General features: G+C 66.1%; 14 protein-coding genes. 6 read left to right on the top strand and 8 right to left on the bottom strand.

Translation table 11 applies throughout. The features are described 5' to 3' along the window. Positions 1–2: 2 nt before the first annotated feature. Entirely contained in the window at positions 3–1,103 is a 1,101-nt protein-coding gene (locus tag ACGWYJ_RS21990) for a radical SAM/SPASM domain-containing protein (protein WP_395108127.1), read from the bottom strand. A gap of 679 nt (positions 1,104–1,782) precedes the next feature. On the opposite strand from ACGWYJ_RS21990, the gene ACGWYJ_RS21995 reads away from it, so the two are divergent. The 5 genes from ACGWYJ_RS21995 to ACGWYJ_RS22015 all read left to right on the top strand — a co-directional run bounded on the left by ACGWYJ_RS21995 (position 1,783) and on the right by ACGWYJ_RS22015 (position 6,801). Beyond that, the gene (locus ACGWYJ_RS21995; protein WP_395108128.1) at positions 1,783–2,226 is read left to right on the top strand and encodes a hypothetical protein; all 444 of its coding nucleotides are present in this window, start codon (positions 1,783–1,785) and stop codon (positions 2,224–2,226) included. A 298-nt stretch (positions 2,227–2,524) separates the two neighbouring features. Further along, entirely contained in the window at positions 2,525–2,845 is a 321-nt protein-coding gene (locus ACGWYJ_RS22000; RefSeq protein ID WP_395108129.1) for a hypothetical protein, read from the top strand. Positions 2,846–2,935: 90 nt separating this feature from the next. Further along, a complete protein-coding gene (locus ACGWYJ_RS22005; RefSeq protein WP_395108130.1) occupies positions 2,936–4,636 on the top strand; it encodes a hypothetical protein in 1,701 nt (566 codons plus the stop codon). Between the two features lie 82 nt (positions 4,637–4,718). Then, positions 4,719–5,681 carry a hypothetical protein gene (locus ACGWYJ_RS22010; protein ID WP_395108131.1) on the top strand — a complete coding sequence of 321 codons (963 nt, stop codon included), beginning with the start codon at positions 4,719–4,721 and terminating at the stop codon, positions 5,679–5,681. A 76-nt stretch (positions 5,682–5,757) separates the two neighbouring features. Next, complete coding sequence (locus tag ACGWYJ_RS22015) at positions 5,758–6,801, top strand: integrase core domain-containing protein (protein WP_395108132.1); 1,044 nt, start codon at positions 5,758–5,760, stop codon at positions 6,799–6,801. A gap of 624 nt (positions 6,802–7,425) precedes the next feature. Here the strand turns inward: ACGWYJ_RS22015 and ACGWYJ_RS22020 are convergent. The 3 genes from ACGWYJ_RS22020 to ACGWYJ_RS22030 all read right to left on the bottom strand — a co-directional run bounded on the left by ACGWYJ_RS22020 (position 7,426) and on the right by ACGWYJ_RS22030 (position 9,392). After that, on the bottom strand, positions 7,426–7,833 hold the full coding sequence (locus ACGWYJ_RS22020; protein ID WP_395108133.1) for a hypothetical protein: 408 nt from the start codon (positions 7,831–7,833) through the stop codon (positions 7,426–7,428). Between the two features lie 336 nt (positions 7,834–8,169). Next, positions 8,170–8,508 (bottom strand): hypothetical protein, encoded by a 339-nt coding sequence (locus ACGWYJ_RS22025; RefSeq protein ID WP_395108134.1) that lies wholly within the window; start codon positions 8,506–8,508, stop codon positions 8,170–8,172. Between the two features lie 650 nt (positions 8,509–9,158). Next, positions 9,159–9,392 carry a hypothetical protein gene (locus ACGWYJ_RS22030; protein WP_395108135.1) on the bottom strand — a complete coding sequence of 78 codons (234 nt, stop codon included), beginning with the start codon at positions 9,390–9,392 and terminating at the stop codon, positions 9,159–9,161. A 54-nt stretch (positions 9,393–9,446) separates the two neighbouring features. Between ACGWYJ_RS22030 and ACGWYJ_RS22035 the strand changes: the two genes are divergently transcribed. Next, positions 9,447–9,656 carry a DUF4314 domain-containing protein gene (locus ACGWYJ_RS22035; protein WP_395108151.1) on the top strand — a complete coding sequence of 70 codons (210 nt, stop codon included), beginning with the start codon at positions 9,447–9,449 and terminating at the stop codon, positions 9,654–9,656. 303 nt (positions 9,657–9,959) lie between these two features. Here ACGWYJ_RS22035 and ACGWYJ_RS22040 read toward each other — a convergent pair whose 3' ends face one another. The 4 genes from ACGWYJ_RS22040 to ACGWYJ_RS22055 all read right to left on the bottom strand — a co-directional run bounded on the left by ACGWYJ_RS22040 (position 9,960) and on the right by ACGWYJ_RS22055 (position 19,736). Beyond that, positions 9,960–13,367, bottom strand: a complete 3,408-nt coding sequence (locus ACGWYJ_RS22040) for a helicase-related protein (RefSeq protein ID WP_395108136.1) — start codon at positions 13,365–13,367, stop codon at positions 9,960–9,962. After that, positions 13,364–17,095, bottom strand: coding sequence for an Eco57I restriction-modification methylase domain-containing protein (locus ACGWYJ_RS22045; protein WP_395108137.1), 3,732 nt, complete (start codon positions 17,093–17,095; stop codon positions 13,364–13,366). Before ACGWYJ_RS22045 ends, ACGWYJ_RS22040 begins: the two co-directional genes overlap by 4 nt. A gap of 371 nt (positions 17,096–17,466) precedes the next feature. Continuing rightward, complete coding sequence (locus ACGWYJ_RS22050) at positions 17,467–18,495, bottom strand: sugar-binding transcriptional regulator (protein WP_395108138.1); 1,029 nt, start codon at positions 18,493–18,495, stop codon at positions 17,467–17,469. A gap of 227 nt (positions 18,496–18,722) precedes the next feature. After that, positions 18,723–19,736, bottom strand: coding sequence for a sugar-binding transcriptional regulator (locus ACGWYJ_RS22055; protein WP_395108139.1), 1,014 nt, complete (start codon positions 19,734–19,736; stop codon positions 18,723–18,725). Positions 19,737–19,759 lie beyond the last annotated feature (23 nt).

Here is a 19,759-nt window from a genome sequence, read left to right on the forward strand (position 1 = left end):
GGTCAACGGCGGCGGCCGATCTGCAGCAGCGGCCGGTGCTCCACGCGGGGGCATTGCTCGGTGTCGACCTCGCCGATCCGGCCTCCTTGGGAGATCACCGCGGCCGGGCAGCCCTTCCCGCAGTCCGGGTTCAAGCCGCAGGACCTGCAGGTGGGGTTGGCGCCCATGCCCAGCGTGCCTTCCAGGTCGTAGTGGTCAAGGGCGGGGGCGATCTCGTTGCGCAGGATGTCGCCGACCAGGAAGTCGGTGTCGCTGTAGCGCGATCGGGGCGTGCGGGCGGCGAACACCAGGTACGGGCACACCGCGACCTGACCGTCGGCGAACACGTACAGCAGCTTGCTGGCATCGCACCCGGCCAGCGGCCGGTCAGCGTTGGGGAAGCGGATGTGCACCAGGTCGATGCCCTTGCCGCGGAACTGCTCGGTCACCGCGCGGATCGTGTCCATCGCTGCGGTGGCGGCCGCCAGACGGCCCTGGGACAGGCTGCCGCGCCCGAACGCGCTGAGCGGGTTCATCAGCACGTACTGGGCGCCGACCTCGACGGCGAACGCGCACAGCTCGGCGAACTCGCCCGGGTCGGTGAGCGCGTTGGGCGTCGAGAGCAGCCCCTGCAGCAGCCCGGCCCGCGCGAACTTCCGGATGGTGTCGACCGTGACATCGAAGGAACCGGTGTCGCCACGGAACCGGCCGTGGCTCTCGCGGCGGAACCCGTCCAGGCTAACGTTAATGTGCACGCCGCCGAGCTCAGCCAGTTCGGCGATCTGCTCGTCGCTGGTCTGTGTGGCGTTGGTGCACACCCCGACCGGCAGCCCTTCGGACACCACAGCCCGGCAGATCCCCATGAAGCCGGGGTGCACGAACGGCTCACCGCCGGTCAAGGTGATCCGCTCCACCCGGGCACGCCGCAACCGCGGCAGCACCGTCCCGGTCAGCGCCGCTAACGACAGGTCGCGTCCCTCGCGGGTGGAGGAGACGAAGCAGTGCGCGCAGTGCAGATTGCACCGCTCGGTGATCTGCACGAGCGCCTTACGCCCATCACCGGCGACCGAGGTTCGGAAGAAGCACGAGCTGGCGTGGGAATTGATGATCAGAGAGCGTTTCATCGCACAATCGCCTCACGACGTTGCGGGTGCGCTCCCACCCACGGGTATACCTCGAAGCTCCCGGCCAGGCGCCTAGCCTCGGCGCTAGATTCCTACTCCGTGCCCACTACGGCGCGTCGGCTTGTGGCCACCGATCAGGTGTTGGACGCTGACCATCGAGACACCCGGTTATGGGCTCGCCCAGACTCTGTGGTGCGCGGCGACCGGGCTCTGCTCAATCCACGGCGAGTGACACTGCCCGGAACAGCTGTTCGATAATGCGTACATGGCCGCACTCAACGTTCCTGATGCGCGGCTGGCCCGGCCTATCCCGGTCTCTTCCGCTGCGTTGCCAGAGATCCGGAGATCGGTGAGGTCGACCAGGTCGGCGACGCCTGGCGTAGGCCAGGGCCGCCTGGCCCAGCTCGATCGCCTCAACCCGTAACCCATCGGCCCCACAAGGTACCGCGTTGGCGAGGACGATCGAGCCCGCCGCAGGGCCGGGAGGGCAGTTCCCGGATGCCAGGACCGTGGAGTGATACCGGACCGGGAGGTGCGACGGCGATGTCTACACTGCCGCCAATGGACAACGACACCATCGCCACACCTTCCCCGAGTGAGCTGCGGGAACGGCTCGTGACTGGTCTCATCTCGGACGGCGTCATCGCCACGCCCAGCATCGCGGAGGCGTTTCCGTGCGGTGCCTCGGCACCTCTTCACTCCCGGCGCGCCGCTGGAGCAGGCTTACGCCCGCGACATCGTGGTCGTCAAACGCGATGAGCACGCCGCGCTGGATCTGCTGCGCTTGGCCGCGGCCGACGTCGATGCGGCCTGGCCGGGCACGCAGCCGACGCACGTGGAGATCACGACCCACTGGCCCGCGTTCGCGCTCGCTGAACACGAGCCGCTGCGCACCGCGCTGCTGAGCGCCGCCGCGGCCGCCGGGGTGAACACGAGCGCGAAGGTCGCCGGGCCGTCCAACATCGGCAACTATCTGGCCGGGCTCGGTGTCCCGGCCACCACCGGGTTCGGTGTCGACTACAGGGGCTTGCACGGCACCGACGAACAGATCTCCCTGGAGTCGATCCCACCGGTCCAGGCCACCTACCACCAAGCCCTGTTCACCCTGCTGACCCCCTCCTGACCTGCGACGAGGCCCCTGCCGTCGACAACGGGTCGGCAAACGGCCGACAAACGCTCGCCAGCCAGTGCGCTGGCCAATGCAGGCGCTCCTGTTCAGATCGTCCCCAGTCCACCACGGCCCGATAGATAGCGATCATGTTCTCGGGACGATATAGCTCGCCGTCAACGAATTCCTCCGCTTCCAGCGACGCCTGGTCGGGCGTCCGCGCGACCAGGTCCTCCAGGTCGATGAGCGACCTGGAGGACAGACACCCGCTCGGACCCGGCGCCTGACCGCGGTTTGACACGTCGATAGCGTCGTGGACCAGGGCAAGGTCATCGCGGCGACGGCGGGCCGACCACTTCATACCAGGATCTGGGCCCCGCTGCGCGGCGTCGCCGTCCCGAACGGGCCCGTGCTGAAGGAACTGCTGGTGTTCAACGAGCGCGTGGTGGCCTGCTTCCCTTCCTACAGCGGCGTTACGCACCACGAGGTGGTCGTGACCTTACAAGGCCCAGTCCACTGCGAGATCGCCGCCCGCGCCGGTGGGACAGGCGTGGCACCGCCGAGTCAGTTCCTGGATGCGCCCGACCAGGTCGGCGTTGGCGGCCGAGTCCAGCTGATGACCGAGGCTGCGTAGGACAGTTCCCTTGAGCTTAGACGCGCTGTTCGGCGGGAAACGCGGCGAGAGTTCGGTGTCTCGGGCAGGGTCGCCTTGGGAGGATGGAGCATGGGCAAAGCTGCACGACGCCGGCAGGAAGATCGCAAGGCCCGGGCTGCGAAGGCGAAAGCAACCACAGACACCACCCCAGCCGATCCGCGCGCACGGGCTGAAGCCGCAGTCCCCCGGCTGCTGCGGCTCAATGCCCCCGGCAAGGTCAGTCTGGCGGGTGCGTATGCGTTCGGCTACGGGGCCCTGGGGATGGCCCAGACCGAGCATGATGGGCCGGACTGGTTCCACGAGCTCGATCCGCTCGACACCCTGTTCCTGGGCACGGCATGGCCCAAGAACTTCCTCGACGAGCGGGAGTTCGCCAACGCCCGCGATGCCTGGCTCGACCTGCTGCGCGGCACCGTGCACTGGAGCGGGATCGAGCGGTTCGTCCGTGAAGTGATCGACGCCAGCGCAGAGCACGACCTCCCCGTCGATGAAGGGGAACTGATGCTCCTGGTCGCCGGACGATTGGAAAACGCCAGGCTGGATCAGCGCAAGCTGCCCCGCGACCTGCTCCCCGAGCACGCTCTGGCCAACACGCGGGCGGTGTTCGGACCACCCGTCGATCTTCCGCTCCCGCATGCCCCCGCCGGGATAGGCGAACAGATCACCCGGTTTTGGGCGAGCACGGAAATCGACCTGCCGCACGACGGGACCCCTGCCGACGCCCTGCGTGAGGGCGTTCACCTCCTTGCCGCGGCCGGGATGCCCGCGCGCCAGGATCCCGCGATGCTCTTGCCCGCCCTCTACCTCGCGCTCGTCGCAGCAGACGACGAGTCACTCGATGACACCGCTGAGCGCGCCGCCGCCTGGTCGCTCGGCCTGCACAAGGACTCACCACTGATCTCGATCACCGACATCCTGCTGGTCGCGCCACAGCGGGATCTGTCGATCGATGAGGTCCTGGGACATCTGTTCGCGGTTCCCGCCTTCACCCAGCAGGTCCGTCCCCAGGACCGGCTATGGCATACCTCCCCCGGCCGTGCCCTGATCGACCTTGCCTTCGAACTGGGGTACTCACAGGTCGTCACCCGGGACGGGAAGGTGGTCCGCATGAGTCCGGACGCCGCGGCCATGCTGAAGGCGCAGTACCGCCGCTTCGAAGACAAGTTCGGCCGACCTCCCGCACCCGACGAGCCGATATTCTTTGACCCCGATGCGGATACGCCCCAGGTGCCGTCCCTGGTCGACGTCGAGAATGAAAGCGTGTCCCTGCTGGAGCACGCCGGGTTGGCTCCGGCCTGGATTTATGCCTACCAGCAGACCGGTGGCCTTCTCCCCTCTTCCGATGGCAGCTTTCCCACCGACCGCGACGCCCAGGAATGGCAAGAGGCCGTCGACCGGTACGTCAAACTACACGGCGGCGAACAGCCCGACCACGAGGCGAACCTGCGGATCCTCAACACCATCCAGGTGCTCACCGATCTGCAAACCGCTGCCACAGACCCCGAATACGCAGCAGCGCTGCTCCAAGGACTCGGCGACGACGAGGGCTCCGGGGATCTGCTGCGTTCCTACCTCACCCATATGGCTGCGCACTTGACCGAGCAGCTTCGGACTGATCCCAGCGTGCAGAACCGGGCTCATGAGCACGCCCGAGCGTGGGCAGGGGCGCAGCTGGCCGAACGCGTCCGCAACGCGGCCTCCGCCTCGGATGGACAGATCATCGGCGACGCCGAGGTTCTCCTCGCCGTCGCGGTCGCGACCCTCCCTTGAGCCTGATTCGGGCTCGCAAGGCCAACGACAATGGCCATAAGGACCTGCGGGGCTCGTCGGCGGGCCGTTTTAGCATCTGACCATGACCGGGCTCGACGACACAGAGGGACGCAAGGCCGTGACCGGCCTTGAGGCATGGCCGCAGCATCGTCGGGAGTTGCTGCTGTGGCGGTACGTTCTCGACCTGGACTACTACGGTGTCGAGGACTTGGTGGTCGAGGCTTCCGGTCGCCCATGCTTGGCCCCGGGCATCATCCGGCCGTCCCGAGGCCGCCACGCCGATCAACAGCCCGAGCGGGTTGCTGTCCTGGGCGATGATGGCCGCTATCACCTTTTGGTGGACGGTCACCCCATCTGCGTGAAGCGCGTAAAACGCCCACGCCGACTGCATCGCCATGAACAACGGTGCGGCTGGTGGACCGACGGATCCTGCTACCGAATCCAAGCTCCGTCCATTCAAGCCGGGCAAGTTGGGCGCGGCGCCCGGAACGTGCGCTGGACGGTCACCTTCACCGAGACGACCACCGACCCGGCACTCGTCGCCAGACGCCACCGCTGTCCGATCAAAGAAGCCATCGGTGCCTGGCCGCCCTACCAAGGGCCAGAATCTCGAGGCGGAAAGCTCCTGAACACCCTCATCGACGCGCTAGGGCCAGACTGCCACTGCTGCGGACGATTCCTCGGCGCCTACCTCGATCACGATCCCTTCACCGGGCTGATTCACGGTCTGGTTTGTCAGGACTGCAACTCTCGTGTCGACCGCTGCCCGCACCTGTCCGGATGCTGTTTCGCCAACTACCTCAACGCCCCACCCGCCCCTGCCGATGGGCCTGAAGTACCCGCGAATATCGGCCACGCTCCGTGCCCACCAGACACGCATCGACTACACCGGTCTGGACCCGCTCGCCCACCTGAGATTGACCACGCGAGCCAAACGATCACCCCGGCGGTAACCGCCGCAGGCAGGCTCTCCAAGCAGGGCCGCGTGCGGCCCCAATCTAATCGGTTCGGCTGTGGGGCTCGAAAATTGGAATCGGGCCTGTGACCTGCGGTGTTACGTCACGATCACGGTGCTTGCTCCGGCAGGATTGCTGGTTGTGTTGGCCTCCTTCCTCTACAAAATGATCATCCGGTTCGCCCAGTTCCTGGTGCTGAGGTTCCGTGCCGACATCGACAAGGACGTGGAGATCCTCGTCCTGCGCCACCAAGTGGCGGTGCTGCGGCGACAGGTCGGCCAGGTCCGAACGTCACCGGCTGACCGGGCCGTATTGGCCTTGCTCTCAAGGCTGCTCTCCCGCGGCCGCTGGCCAGCGTTCTTCGTGACACCGGCCACGCTGTTGCGCTGGCACCGCGACGCCGTCCGCCGACGGTGGACCTACCCTCCAACTCAGCGTGGCCGTCCACCGATATCGGCCGAGATCCGTCGGCTCGTGCTGCGGTTGGCCGCCGAGAACCCGACCTGGGGGCACCGGCGCATCCAGGGCGAGCTGGCCGGGCTGGGATACCGGATCGCGCCCAGCACGGTCTGGCTGATCTTGACCAAGGCCGGTGTTGATCCGGCACCCCGCCGCAGCGGGCCCACCTGGTCCCAGTTCCTGGCCGCCCAGGCCACGACCATGCTGTCGTGCGACTTCTTCACGATCGACACGGTGCTCCTCAAACGGATCTATGTGCTGTTCTTCATCGAGCACGGCACCCGCCGGGTTCACCTGGCCGGCCTCACCGCGAACCCGACCGGCGCGTGGGTAACCCAGCAGGCCCGCAACCTGCTTATGGAGATGGACGAGCAAGCGGGATCCCGGTTCAGATTTGTCCTGCGTGATCGCGACGCCAAGTTCACCGCGGTGTTCGACCGGGTGTTCACCTCCGCTGGCTTGCGCGTCATCAGCACTCCGCCGCAGGCACCGCGGGCAAACGCGATCGCTGAGCGTTGGGTGGGCACTGTGCGCCGGGAATGCACGGACCGTATGCTGATCTATGGTGAACACCATCTCCACGTTGTGCTTGGTGAGTATGTCCGGCACTACAACCGGCATCGGCCGCATCGATCGCTGCAGCAGAGACCGCCCGATCCAACGTCATCAGTGGTGGAGTTTCCCGCAGCGCGAGTCGAGCGACGCGCGATCCTCGGTGGCCTGATCAATGAGTACTCGCAGGTCGCGTAGCCAAACCGAATTTTCGAGCCCCACAGCCTGCTGGCTAAGGATCTTGAGACGACGAAGTGCCCCCCACCCTGGCGGGTGGGGGGCACTTCGTTCGTTACTTCGTAGTCTTCTTGCTGCCGACAACGCTCAATACGAGGTACGCGAAGGGCGAGGCTGCGAAGAAGGCCAAGATGCCGGATACGACCGCCGCAAGCGCGCCCTCGTAGGTAGCCACCAAGATCGCGATCAACAAGGCGATAATGACACCCACGAGGATCGAGTCGATAAGGTCCCGCACGTTCCATTCCCTCTCCCCTGATCGAGAGGGCGGGCATGCCTCAGCTCGACCAGGTCGATACCTGGTGGAACTGAGCCATCCCGGTTCGAGGCAGACTTACGGATCTGGCGCCCATCGGGGCGGGCTCACCTGCTGGCGGCGAGAAGGGCTTCAGCGTCTTGCGCTGTAAGTTTCTCCGTTCTTCGCAGCCGATCATGACTGCGAAATATCAGGGGACACCACGACTCCACTACCGCAGTGCGAGCCACACCGTCCCGTACGACCTCAAGTCCGTCCTCCTCGAACTTCGGGCGGACCGGGATATGTCATGACCAGCCACTCTACCCCGAAGGCGCTCGGAGATGGGCTCACTTCTTGGACTTGGGCATCAGGTACGCAGCGAGCGCGGACACAGCAGCGACCTTGGCGGCGTTGACCAGCGATGCGCCATCGGCCTGGCCTCCCTGGACAACGTCCGAGACGGCCGGGATGACGGACACGACGACGGCCGCAATGGCGCCCTGGGCGAGGGTCCGCAGGGCCCGTACGAGCCTCTCGACGTGGGGCTTGTCGACCTTTCCGTTCTCGGCGAAGTCCTCGGCGACCTCCCAGAAGGAGTCGAAGACCTCTTCCCGCTCCTCATGTGCCCTCTCGGCCCAGTCGGGATCCTCGGACTCCTCGGGCGTCGGTATCCAAGAGGGCAGGAAGGTACCGTCAGGACGGGTCTCCGAGGGAAATACGTCGGCCGGCAGACCCCGCCTGGAGTGCCTGCCCATCACTCACCAGCCGCCTTCTTGCCAATCGCGAACAGGAACTGGGCGTAACCGGCCCTGGTGACCTTGTCTCCACCGGTAGAGACCTTGGCGGCGACGGACCCGCAGTCCAGCCGGAGCTGCCTGAAAGCCTTGGCGGTCTTGGGCCCGTAGTCGTCGTCGACTTCACCTCCCTCTCCGTAGATGTACGAAACTGGGGCAACGATCTAGGCCGATTCGTTACCTGAAAACCCTTGTCAGAGCTGCGAAGACATCCTAGATCACGGAATGGCAAAACTTGGGCCCTTTTGGGGCTCCAGATGGCCCTGGACGGCCCTGATTTGGCCGCTGAGAGGCGCGTCATGTGTCGGCCAGCGCGCCGATCAGCGCCAGTACGCTGAACAAGATAAGCAACAAATGAGTGCCGCCCAAGACCGTCGTGATCTTTTCTATGATGCCGTCTCTTCCTTCGTACGCTCGTACCCAGCCAGTGAACGTTACCGCCGCTGCAATCCCTGTTAGAAGCGCCCACCCGATCGTCACCAGGGTAGGGTCATTCTTCCAATCCATGTAGGCGACTGCCGAATACCATGCGACGGGAGAAGCTAGAGCCCCATAGATGACCCGCAGTGCTTCCTTTGAGTTCTTAGAGACCCACAGCGAACCCTTCAAATCCCAATCCATAGAGGGCTCAGGCACCGCCGCACGTCCATGTCGGTCGAACGGCTTGCTGGTAGGAGTGCGCATCCCACTCGGCCCAGGGGGACCTTGCGTAGGTGTAGTCGGCGCCCTGGGGTAACGCCACGCGATAAAAGCCATGATGAAGCCAAGGACTCCGAAGGTCCCTCCCACGACCGCGGCGATCTTGGCTGCTGTGTCCAGTGGCCCCATGAGGGCAACGCTAGCCAGACCCTGACCCCCAAGGCGCCAGAACGTCTGCCTGTGGACAAGTCTGATCTGGCCTCTACCGTCCGTCGGACGTACTTTGGAACCATGACGCACTGGCATAACATCCTCGCCGGGGAGCCTGTAACTCTTGGAGAGATACCCCCTCGCCGAGCCCTTCGCCGGGGTCGTCGTGGGGCTCAAGGGTTACCTCTCGTCCCTGTGCCAAGGAGGGGTCCGTCTGTGGCGCGCAGTTCCTGGTTGGGGAGGCCGCTGGCGTAGTCGCGCCTGACCCGGTCGAGCGCGGTCAGGGCATGCTCAGGTGGTGGCGTTTGCTCGTCTCGCAAAACGTCCGTGCGCGCTCGGCGAGCCTTCCCGATCATCGCGACCGACCAGCCAGCATGGACGGCGGTGTCAACGTCGTCGATCTCGAAGGCGACGACGGGTGTCGCGCGCGGCGGTGGTTAGGCGGGACGTGAGGACATGCGGATGATGGCGTCCCCCTGAGCGAGGGCGTAGTTGACCGGCTGGACGGGAGGCAGGGCGCGGTCGGTGAAGACGATGCGTCGCTTCGGGTCCGCGTCTGCGCCGGTTTCTGGGCCCGCCACCGCAATGCTGTCCCCGCCGGACGCGTCGCTCAACTTTGCCGCGGCGTCACCCGCATCCAGATTCCGCAGGCCGGACTCGACCAAGAGCATCAACAATCGCCTGGTTCGCCTTGCCGTCCAATCCACGAGCCGCTCCGACCGCACCTGCCAGGTGTCCGGTCCGCGTCCGCGCCGCGGGGACCGGATCCGGCTGGTGGCCACCACCAGCGGGCCCCTGCACCCGCACGGGAGCCGGGCGCTTTGGGCACCGTCACCGACGACAGCCCGGGCACCATCCAAGTCCGGTGGGACAACAGCAGCACCCTTGGCCTGATCCCAGCCCCTGACCGGTTCGAGGTCATCAGTGGTTCTTGACCCGAAAGCGGCATTTGACTCATCCCGGGCCCCCGGTCCAGCCGCCCCGCTTCCGGGACAGGCACTTGGTTTGCTGTCCCTTCTGCGGATCACTACCGGCCCCACTCCGGGGGCGGCCGTAGGGAATCTAGGAAAATGCGCAGAAGGCCCTGGTAGTGACGTCATCGAACTCGACGTCTAAGCCAGATACCTGGGCACGAATGAGCCGCCAGCCAGCTCCGGAAGGGGGTCCGCTTCTGCATCCGTACAGCGTCGGGCCGCCTCTGCCGTAATGGCGTGGTTGCGCCATCGAACCGACAAGATCTAGATGACGTGGCCGGGTGTCCCAGACTGTGCACCTAGGGGTCCGAGGCGGGGCGTGATGGCGATCCAGCAGACCAAGTGGACGTCGTCTGAAGTGATGGGCGGGAGGGGTTGTGGTGCGTGCTGGCGTACCAGGCCGAGGCGGTCGGCGAGGTCCGCGACTTGGTCGACTCGATCGTGGGGGCTGCCCGGTTGGTTCATGGTGGCGCGGACGGTGCGGAGGATGCGGGGGCTGTAAGGTGCTTGGAGACGTTCGACAAGTTCATCTTGCCGGTCGCCTAGATGCTCGCCGTGGTGGCGCACGAGTTCCGCGGCGTCCCGCATGACCTTGGGGACCGGGCGTTGGAGATTGGCGGGGTCGGTGTTGTGCGTCCAGGCTTCGACGATGTGGGCCTTGGCGACCGCCCAGGCGTCGATGGCGGCCTGGTAGATCGCGTCGGGAAAGACGGCCGGGGTGTCAGGGCCGCCTGGGTCGGCTGCGGTGAGGCATGCCAAGGTGTCGTCGATGACGATGGGTGAGCCGTCATCGTCGGGTTCGACGGTCAGGTTGCGGGTGAGCGGGACGTAGCGGAACCAGGGTTTGGGGTGGTCGCCGATGCGTGCGCAGTAAACCAGGCCAGGCTGAGCGCCGGTGCGGACGAACCCGGAGCCGCTGCCCCAGGCCAATTCGAGGACCGTCCGGTGGGTCAGGGGGTTGTTGAGGTTGGTGGCCAGCTGGCGTCGGTACTCCTCACCGGACAGTGCGGAGGAGCCGCCTTCTTCGAGGAGGGTGGCGTCTTCGCGGCGGAGCCGGTCGATCTCGGTTCGGGTCTCGGTGATGCTGACGTCGCGGCCGGTGTAACCGGGAAGGACCTCGCCCACTCCAGTTGCCGCGGCAGCCTGTTTGAGTTTGCGCTGGAGTTTGTCCTCCAGGCCCAGCAGGCTCTCCAGGTGTCGGTCTGGGAAGAAGCAGCGCAGGTACACCTCGCGGTGGTGGGAGCCGATCCGGTCGATGCGTCCGTGCCGTTGGACCAGCCGCATCGGGTTCCAGGGCAGGTCGTAGTTGATGATGTGGCGGGCCTGCTGGAGGTTGACGCCCTCGGCGAGGACATCGGTGGCGATGATGAGGTCGTAGCGGTCCTCTTCGCTGTCGCCGCTGGCGGTGCGGGGGGCGAAACCGGCGATGACTTCGGCGCGTCCATGCCGGTCGGGACCTGAGGCGGTGGCGAGCCTGGAGCGGTAGCACGACAACCGGGGGTCGGTCTCCACCGCGGTTTGGAGTTGGCCGTGAATGTGTTCGACCGTGTCGGAGTAGTAGGAGAACACCAGGACCTTGCGTTTGTCCCGCTCGTCGTCTTCGGTGATGGACTGCTCTGCGGCCTGCTGGGCGATGGCGGCCAGTTCCTCAATCAGCGCGATGATCTTGGTGTCTGCGCTGGCGTGGTGCTGCTGGACCTGGTGGTGGAAGGACCTCAGCAGGTCACGGTCGGCGTGGACGGCTTGGCGTAGCGCGGTCACGTCGTAGTCGGCAGCGTCTTGGACACCGGCAAGCGTTTCGTCCTGGAGACCTTCGAGGAAGGCGTCCATCTCGTCGCTGTCGGAGGCCGACCATTCCCGCAGCGCGTCACCGGTCAACACCTTGCCGTGCTCCAGCGCGGACAGGAACTGCTCGTGGCTGGCGATCATCTTCTCCACGGTGCGCTGGAAGGCGTACGCCGAGGACTCGAAGCGTTTCAGCAGTGCTGAGCGCAGCAGGCCAGCGTTCTGCTGCTCGAACTGTTCCTCGGTGTCACTGGCGAGCCGGAACCTGGAAGGCACGTATCGGGCCAGGCTGAGGACCTCGCTGGGCGCGGTCAGGTTCACCGCCGATTCCGGGTCGTCGTCGGAATGGGCGCCCAGCGCGGTGGCGAGCTGGGCGAACAGTCCCGGTAGCGCCTCCTCCAGGTCGTAGTCGACCCGACGGACGCGCGGTGTCGGGAAGCTGATCTGACGGGCGACACCGTTGATGACGACGCGGTCGCCGGAGTAGTGGTGGCGGATGAATCGGCGGGTACGCCGCACCGCGACCCGGTCGATCACATCGAACAGGTGCTCGGGCGACAGTTCGTCCGGGTGCACGGCCATGGCCCGGTCGAAGTAACCCTTCAATGACGGAATCCCCGAGTCGGCGAACGCGGCGTCGTTGGTTACGAAGTAGGAGATCAGGTTGTAAAGGTCGTACAGGCTGTTGTTGACCGGTGTGGCGGTCAACAACATCAGCCTCTTGGGCACCGCTCCCTCGGTGAGGACCCGCAGCGCTTCGGCCCGCCGTGTGGAGGCATTGCGCAGTGCGTGCGCCTCGTCGATGACGATCAGCGCGTAATCGTCCAGCGGCTGCAGCGACGAGCCTACCCGCCCGGCGTCCGCCACCCCCGACACCAACTCGTCATGCGACACGACATCGGCCGGTAGGTTCCTCTCCCTCAGGAACGGCCGCCATGTCGAGTCCCGCAGCGTCGCTGGAGCGACCACCAGCGCCTTCTGCCGATTGATGATCACGGCCTCGTGGAGGATCTCGCCGGCGATGTAGGTCTTGCCTAACCCGACCTCATCGGCGACGATCACCCCGTTGAGGCGGTCCATGATCCGCTGCGCCCGCCAGACGCCATCGGTTTGGAACTCGGTCAACCCAAGCTGTGAGGCCCCGCGAGCCGCCGACTCGGCCTCCACTTCCGCGCCGTACAGCTCGTACAGCATCCGCAGGAACACATCCCACGGCCGGTGTGGGGTCCACCGCGCCTCATACAGCGCAGCCAGGTCGAACCGGACCGCGGCTTGCCACGCCTCTTCGAACCATTCGCGGACGGCGGCGACGGTGTCCGGCTGGTACTGGCCGAGGTTGAGTTCCTTGTTACGTGACAGGCCGGCGAAGGTGAAGTTGCTGGACCCTGAGATCACCCCGGGCATTGCGGTCTCCACGATGAACGCCTTGCCGTGCAGGAATCCCGCCTGGTAATGGCGCACTTGCACCCTGCCGGAACGCAGCCATCGCACCAGCCGGCGGGCCGACGAATCGGCGGCGCGGGTGAAACCAAGAAGGTCACGGCCGCGTCCCAGTGCTCGCGCATGCCCCTCGAGCGCCCGCCGTATCCGGACGCGGGATGCCTGACGTCCCACCCCTTCGGCCAGTGGCCGTTCCCGTGGCTGTGATTCCTCTGGTTCGGCGCCGAGCAGCAACCGCACCGATCCCGCCTGCTCCAACTCATCTGCGAGCAGCATGAAGCCGCCCGGGTTGAAGTACGCCGACGCGATTGCGATCACCGGTGGCTCCACCAGGTTTTGTCGCATCCCGGCGAGCAACGCGTTGATCGCATCGGCGACCGTCTGCCCTTGTTCGGGATGGTTGGTGGCGAAGGTCGACCGGAAGTCCTGCCAAGGGGTGGTGGTCATGCCGTCTCCGCCACCGAGTGGGATGCCCAACGGTCGTAGTGGTGCAGGGCCGCCGCCCGCCGGTCTTGGCGGTCCCAGCCACGGTGGAAGGTGGCGAAGACGTGTTCCAGGTCGGCTTGGCTCAGGCCGTACAGGTGGGCGACCACGGCGTCGAGTTCGGCGATGAGGCTGTAACGTTCGGCCGGGTCAGTCACTGAGGCGACGGGGACCTCTGCTTCGGCGGCCCAGTCGGCGTATCTGTGGTCGACCGCCGCGAGCCTGCCAGCGACGTGAACGACCCGCTGGCACAGCGCAGCGTCCGGGGCGAATTGCGGGATCGGTGCGGCCCGCATGAACTCGATGGTCACATGCGACTCCACCATTTGCCGGGCAAACCAATCGAAGGGAATGGCGGAGATGACGCCGAGGACGTAGGCCTGATGTTTGGCTCCTCCGTCCCGCCAGAAAAGGTAGAAGGCTTGGTGGGTGAGGATGGTCTGCGGTGGCACGAGAGCCGCCACGATGGTGCGGGTGTCGGTGGCCCGTGCCACATCCCGCCAGGCGATCCTGGGAGCCATGCACGGCAGCGTGTTCGGGTCGGCCGCCCAAGTCGTTGGCATCCGGTAGAAGGCTGACCTCCTCGTTCGGACCTGGTTGGCGCGAAGGGCTTGAAGAACGTCGGTGATGTGTGCGGGGTCTGCCCACGCGTACACGGTTCCCGTTTCGGGGTTCCATCGTTCGAAGGATTCGCCCTTGTAGACCGGCCATAGTCCGGGGGCGTGGTCGAACCGGAAGTGGTGCTTGTCGTCGGTGGCGTTGAGTTCGCGAAGTCCCCGGACCTGCCAGACCGGGCCCGGCCGGTCGAGCCGGGGATGTCCCCGGATGGTGAGGAAGACCCGGAGGGCATCGGCGTCGGGCGGCAGGGGGATCGCCGCCGGTTCCGACCAGTTCAGTAAGGCGTCGACCGAAAGTTCGTCGGCGGGGTTCACCGTTCCGGCATGGAAGCTGGCCAGGTCATGGAAGGGGCCGCGCAGCGGGAGCTGTCGTCCCGGTTCCGATGAACGATCTACGCGTAGGCTGACCAACCCGATGGTGTACTGCGGATGGACGTCATCGAACACCCACCGACCCGTGTTGGTGAGCGTGGTGAGGTCGGTGACCGTTCCCTCGCGGAGGACGACCTGTCGCCAATCGGCCATTCCGCTGGCTTCGAGTGCCTTGCGGGGAAGCACCACTCCGATGCGGCCGCCTTCGCGGGTCAGGTGCCACATGCGCCACGCGAACGCCTTGTACAGGTCGGGCCTGCCGGCTGTCAGACCTGGGTACGGCCCTTTCGCCAGGGCCGTCTTGACGAGTTGCATCGCGTCCGTCTGCCGCCGGTATTCCTGCGCGAGGTCGGGCCGCTCGCGGCGGATGCGTTCCATCTCCTGGTTGGCTCGGGCCTGGCTCAGGCTTCGCAAGCCAGGGAAGTGCGGCGCGTAGAACGAATGTTCTTCGACCTGGAGCTTTTCCCACGGCGGGTTACCGAGGAGCACATCGAATCCGGGCCGGTCCCTTAGGAAGACTTCGGGGAACCTCGCTGGCATGTGGGCGACCAGCATCTCCTCCATCCGGGTGCGGATGTCGGTGCTGTTGCCTTCCGTGATCGCCCGATCAGGGGTGGCGATGTTGGTGAGGAGCCCGAGGCGCACAGCGATGGCTGCGTTGAACAGGGCGGTGGCGTCCGTGGCTTCCGAGAGCGCCTCGTTGTAGGCGCGGGCGGCCGCGTGCACTTCTTGCTTGGTGGCTTCCGCTGTGCGGGCCACACGCGCCAGTCGGGTCCGTGCCGTTTCCAGGACATCACGGATGGGCTCGTCGAAGATGCTGATGGTGGCGCCACCAGTGTCCGGGTCTAGGACATCCAGCACTTCGTCGATGGTGCCGATGCCCGTCAGGCTGTTGCCCCGAACCAATCCGTGGTCCAACGAGGACATGGGCAGCCCGGGTATGAAGGTGTGGATCCACACTGCCAGCCGAGCCAGTTCGACTGCCATCAGGTTCAGATCCAGGCCGTAGATGCATCGGCGGGCAACCTGGCGGCGCAGGAGCGTGGACCACTCGATCTCCACATCGCCCGCTTGATCGCCGAGAGCGTCGCGAGCGGCGTTGCCCAAACGGGTCAGCTCGTCGTGGACTGTGGGGATGGGGTGCTCGGTCACGAAAGAGGTGAATCGGATGGCGATCCGGTCGATTGCGGCGACCAGGAAGTGCCCCGACCCCATGGCAAGGTCCGCGACCCGGAAGTCAAAGAAGGCGTCGGCTGCTGCGGCTTCGTCACCGGCGTCCAAGAAGGCACGGACCCTGTCCAGGTGGTCGGCGAGCGCGGGTTCCAACGCATGGTCCAGCAGGTGGTCCACGGCAAACGGCTTGGTGAAGTAGGAGCCGGTCGACTTACGCACGCCCGACTTGTTGTGGGGATACACCTGTCCGGCGGGAACCTCGACGGTGTCACCGTCTCCAGCAGGCACGTACTTGCCCTTGGTGTCGACCGTGAGCGCTGTCGGGGCCAGGGACAGCGACGACTCCAAGAGCCCCTCATAGATGGTGCCGAACTCCCGCACGGAGAGCGACCGGAAGTCCACCGGCCCTTGCGTGCCGTCCTCACCACTGTCTACCAGCAGCGCCCGCAGCGCGGGCCCGAACTCGGCATCGGTCAGTCGGAGGTCGGTCAGTGCGGTGCCAGACGGATTGCGTTGCTGATCATGGGAGAACAGGCCACCGTTGTAGGCAGGAACATCCCATCCGCGGTTGCCTTCATCGACTGCACGCCACACGGTGAGGATGTCGTCCCACAACGATGTTGCGGCTGGATCGAACCGCGGGTCGGGTTCGGCTGCGAACTCCTGGGCCAGCGTCTTGACCGCGTGGCGGCTATAGCGGGGGTTGCGCCCGTAGGGCAGCAGGTCGCGGTCCTCGGCGTAGGCAAGGAACAGCAACCGAAACAGGATGAGCAAGGTGCGATGGTAGGCCTCCTCCAACTCGTTCTCGGAGGTGGCGCCCATCCGGCCGGCGATCGCGACCGCCAAGCCTGGGACGACGTCGTGGTAAATCCGTTCCCGCAGGCGAGTACCCAGGTCGGCGGCGAAGTTCGCCGACGCCGACAGGATCTGGTCGATGGTACCGCCGAGCTTTAGCGCTGCCGGTGAGAAGAACAACTGCAGGTACCCGGCGTCCTCCGGCGGCAGAAGCGCCAGATCCAGTTCGGCATAAGTCTCGCTCGGGCTCTTCCGGCCAACCCCGATATTGGGTTCGGCGGGGTGAATGCGGATCTGGGGACCCCGCAACACGATCACCCACCGGATGTTCTCGCGTTCGGCCAGCCATCTAGCGTGCGCGACGGGCGACTGCGAGCCGAAGCGGGCGCCCGGCCGATCAAACAGCTCGCTGTCGTCCAGCAGAACAGCTATCGCCCGCGATGTCCCCTCGTCCGCGAGCAGGAGCGCGTCCGAGCCGCGCGGCACAGTGGAATGGCCGAGCGCCCGGATCAGCTCCAATCCGGTCATTCCGAGAAGCGGCGTGCCCGCCTGGCAGGCCTGCGGCCAATCACCTCGCTGCGGTACTCCTTGGCGCAGTTCGTGGGTGGCGAACAGGCCCCGGTTCACTAACCCAGGTGTGAGCTGGTCCTTGATGCCGGCGAGCAGCCGTTCCAGCGTTCGTGCTGCAGCATGCCGGTTCGGTTCGGCAAGGGCTACGGCACAGATCCGCTCCACACGGGGTCGCCTAGCCCGCCGGCGGCGACCGCCCCGCCGGTTCTGGAGGTGAGGCGCGCGGGGGACGGGACCGACTCGGCGCCGCACTCGCTCCGAACCCGACGATGATGGGGTCCCATCGAACTTCGGAGGTGTAGGCCGCAAACCCTGAGCGCGGCTAGGATGAGCAGGGCCTCTCCTTCCACCGGGTGGTGCCTGGCCCGCTCGATATCGCTCTCTTCCTAAGGGACTGGTTCATGACCGATGGACAGGTCGTGGATGTCTACACCGATGGGGCGTGCTTGCCCAATCCAGGCCCCGGCGGCTGGGGCACGCTTCTGGAGTACGGCGATCAGACGATGGAGCTCCTCACGACGCGCGCGGATCGAGGCTCAGGGAGTCTCCGTCTGGTCCGTGGGCGCATGCGGCCGGGATAGCCACTGTGCGGTCTGCAGGTCGGTGATCAACACATTGACCCAACCGCCCAGCAGCGCCGCCTTGATAGCGGTGTGCTTTCGGGCACCGCCGGCGACTCCGATCCGGCGGGGTATCCGCAGGAGCGTCGCCGCGTCGATGCCCAGGACCCGTTCGTCCAGCGGAGTCGGCAAGTGGCTGCCGCGTTCGTCGAAGAAGCGCATGCACACATCGCCGACCGCGCCGGCTGCTAGCAGGTCGGGCAGTTCGTTTTCGTCGAAGGCGTTGCCGCTTTCTCGCAGCAGCGGGGAAGGGTTGATACTACCGATGCCAACGAGCGCCATGGTGAGGTCCCCGCACGCCTTCAGCACCGATTCGATGTTGGGTTCGGTGACGATCATCTGGCGCATGTCGCTAGAGGCCAGCAGGCCGGGTGCAGGCAAGTAGACGGGAGTGGCGCCGGTAAGGTGGGCCAGGCCGCCGGTGATTCGGCTCGCGAGGCTCTGGGCGGTGACGTTGCCGAAGCCGCCCAGCATCTGCACGACCTTGTCGGCCACCGCATGGGGCTTGGGATTCATCGACTCCACGGTCGCCAAGAGGGCCGAGCTCCAGGAGGAGACTCCGATCCGCTCCCCGCCCAGCAGTGTGGTCTCAAGATAAACAGCCGCCGCCGCGCCGAGGGCGCGCTGAAGCTGCTTCTCGTCGGCGTGCTCGTCACTGTCGGCGATGACGACCTCGGACAGACCGAAGGTCTGTTCGATCTTCTCTTCGACCTCGGCGTGCACTCCGCGGGGAATGACGACCGTGGTGCGCACGATGCCCAGATCGACGGCACGTTTGAGCAGACGCGACACCCGCGGTTGCGAGATGTGCAGTTGCTGTGCGATCTGGGGCTGGCGCACACCGTGTTCGTGGTACATCCTGGCGACCTTGGTCAGCAGCCGTATCTGGTCGGACGCAAGTGAACCGAGAGCAGACAAGCCGGGCTCCTCCGGGCCGTCCACCATGAATCGCGCTCCTTTTATGTGCCGGCGTGCGTGGTGCCCGCAGGCGACACGCACTTCCGGCGAGAATACCTATTCGGTCCCCGTTACCCATTCCATGATCCTTAGCTGGGCAGTGATCGCCAGGCGTGGCCGCGGGAATGGTCTCCGAGTTGTGGACGAACTCTCTGCTTGGTTGTTGGGAACCGCTTGCCGTGGGGTCGTCCTCTATCAGGGGAGCCGCAGCCAGATCATGGGTTCTGCAGGATGGTTCGAGCGGTATCGACGTCGGTGATGAGGATGTTGATCCAGCCACCGCGGGCGGCGCCCCTGATCGCGGCCACCTTTGGTTCGCCGCCTGCGACACCGATCCGGCGGTCGATGGCGCGGAGCTGGTCGGGGTCGATGCCGATGATCCGCTCGTCGAAATCGGCGTTGACGGGGCGTCCTTCGGCATCGAAATAGCGGGTGCAGACGTCGCCGACGGCGCCGAGTTTTTCCAGCTGGCGTTGGTCGTCGGGCGCGATGGCGTTGCCAGATCGTCGTAGCAGCGGGGAGGGTTCCAAGGCGCCGATGCCGACCAGGGCGAGCGTGAGGCGCGACCATGTTCGCATCACTTCGGCGATGGCGGGCTCCTGGGAGAGGAGGTCGCGAAGTTCACGGCTGTGGACCAGGGCGGCGGATGGGGCGAAGACGGGGCGGGCTCCGGTCAGCTCGGCGAGGCGGCTGGTGAGCCGCGTGGCGTGGAGCTGGACCTCGGGGCTGCCCGAGCCACCGACGATCTGGACGATCTCCTCGGCGACGGAGTTGGTCTTGGCGCGCATGACGTTCACCGACTCCAGGAGTGTGGCGCTCCAGGAGGAGATGCCGATGATGTCCCCGCCCTTGAGGGTGGCATCGAGGTAGGTGGCGGTGGCCGCGGCGAGCGCGGGGATGACGTCCGTGCCCGCGCCACCGGCGTCGGCAATGACCGCGTCACGCAGCCCGTACTGCGCGATGAGGGCGTCTTCCAGTTCGGCGTGGACACCGTCCGGTGAGACGACCACGGTGCGTACCACGCCACGGTCGACGGCCTCTTTGAGCAGGCGGGACACCCGGGCCTGGGACATGTGGAGCTGGGCCGCGATCTCCGGCTGCCGGAGTCCTCGTTCGTGGTACATGCGCGCTACCTTGACCAGCAGCCTGAGGTGGTCTGGGCTGGGAGTCGATGCGGTCACCACGGATCTGTCCTGTCTCCTTTGCGGCCGCTGGGCGTCCGGCTTCATGGTAAGCGGTGCTCTGGCCAGGG

The sequence above is a fragment of the Actinomadura sp. SCN-SB genome, assembly GCF_043906805.1.
In the GTDB taxonomy this organism is placed as follows: domain Bacteria; phylum Actinomycetota; class Actinomycetes; order Streptosporangiales; family Streptosporangiaceae; genus Spirillospora.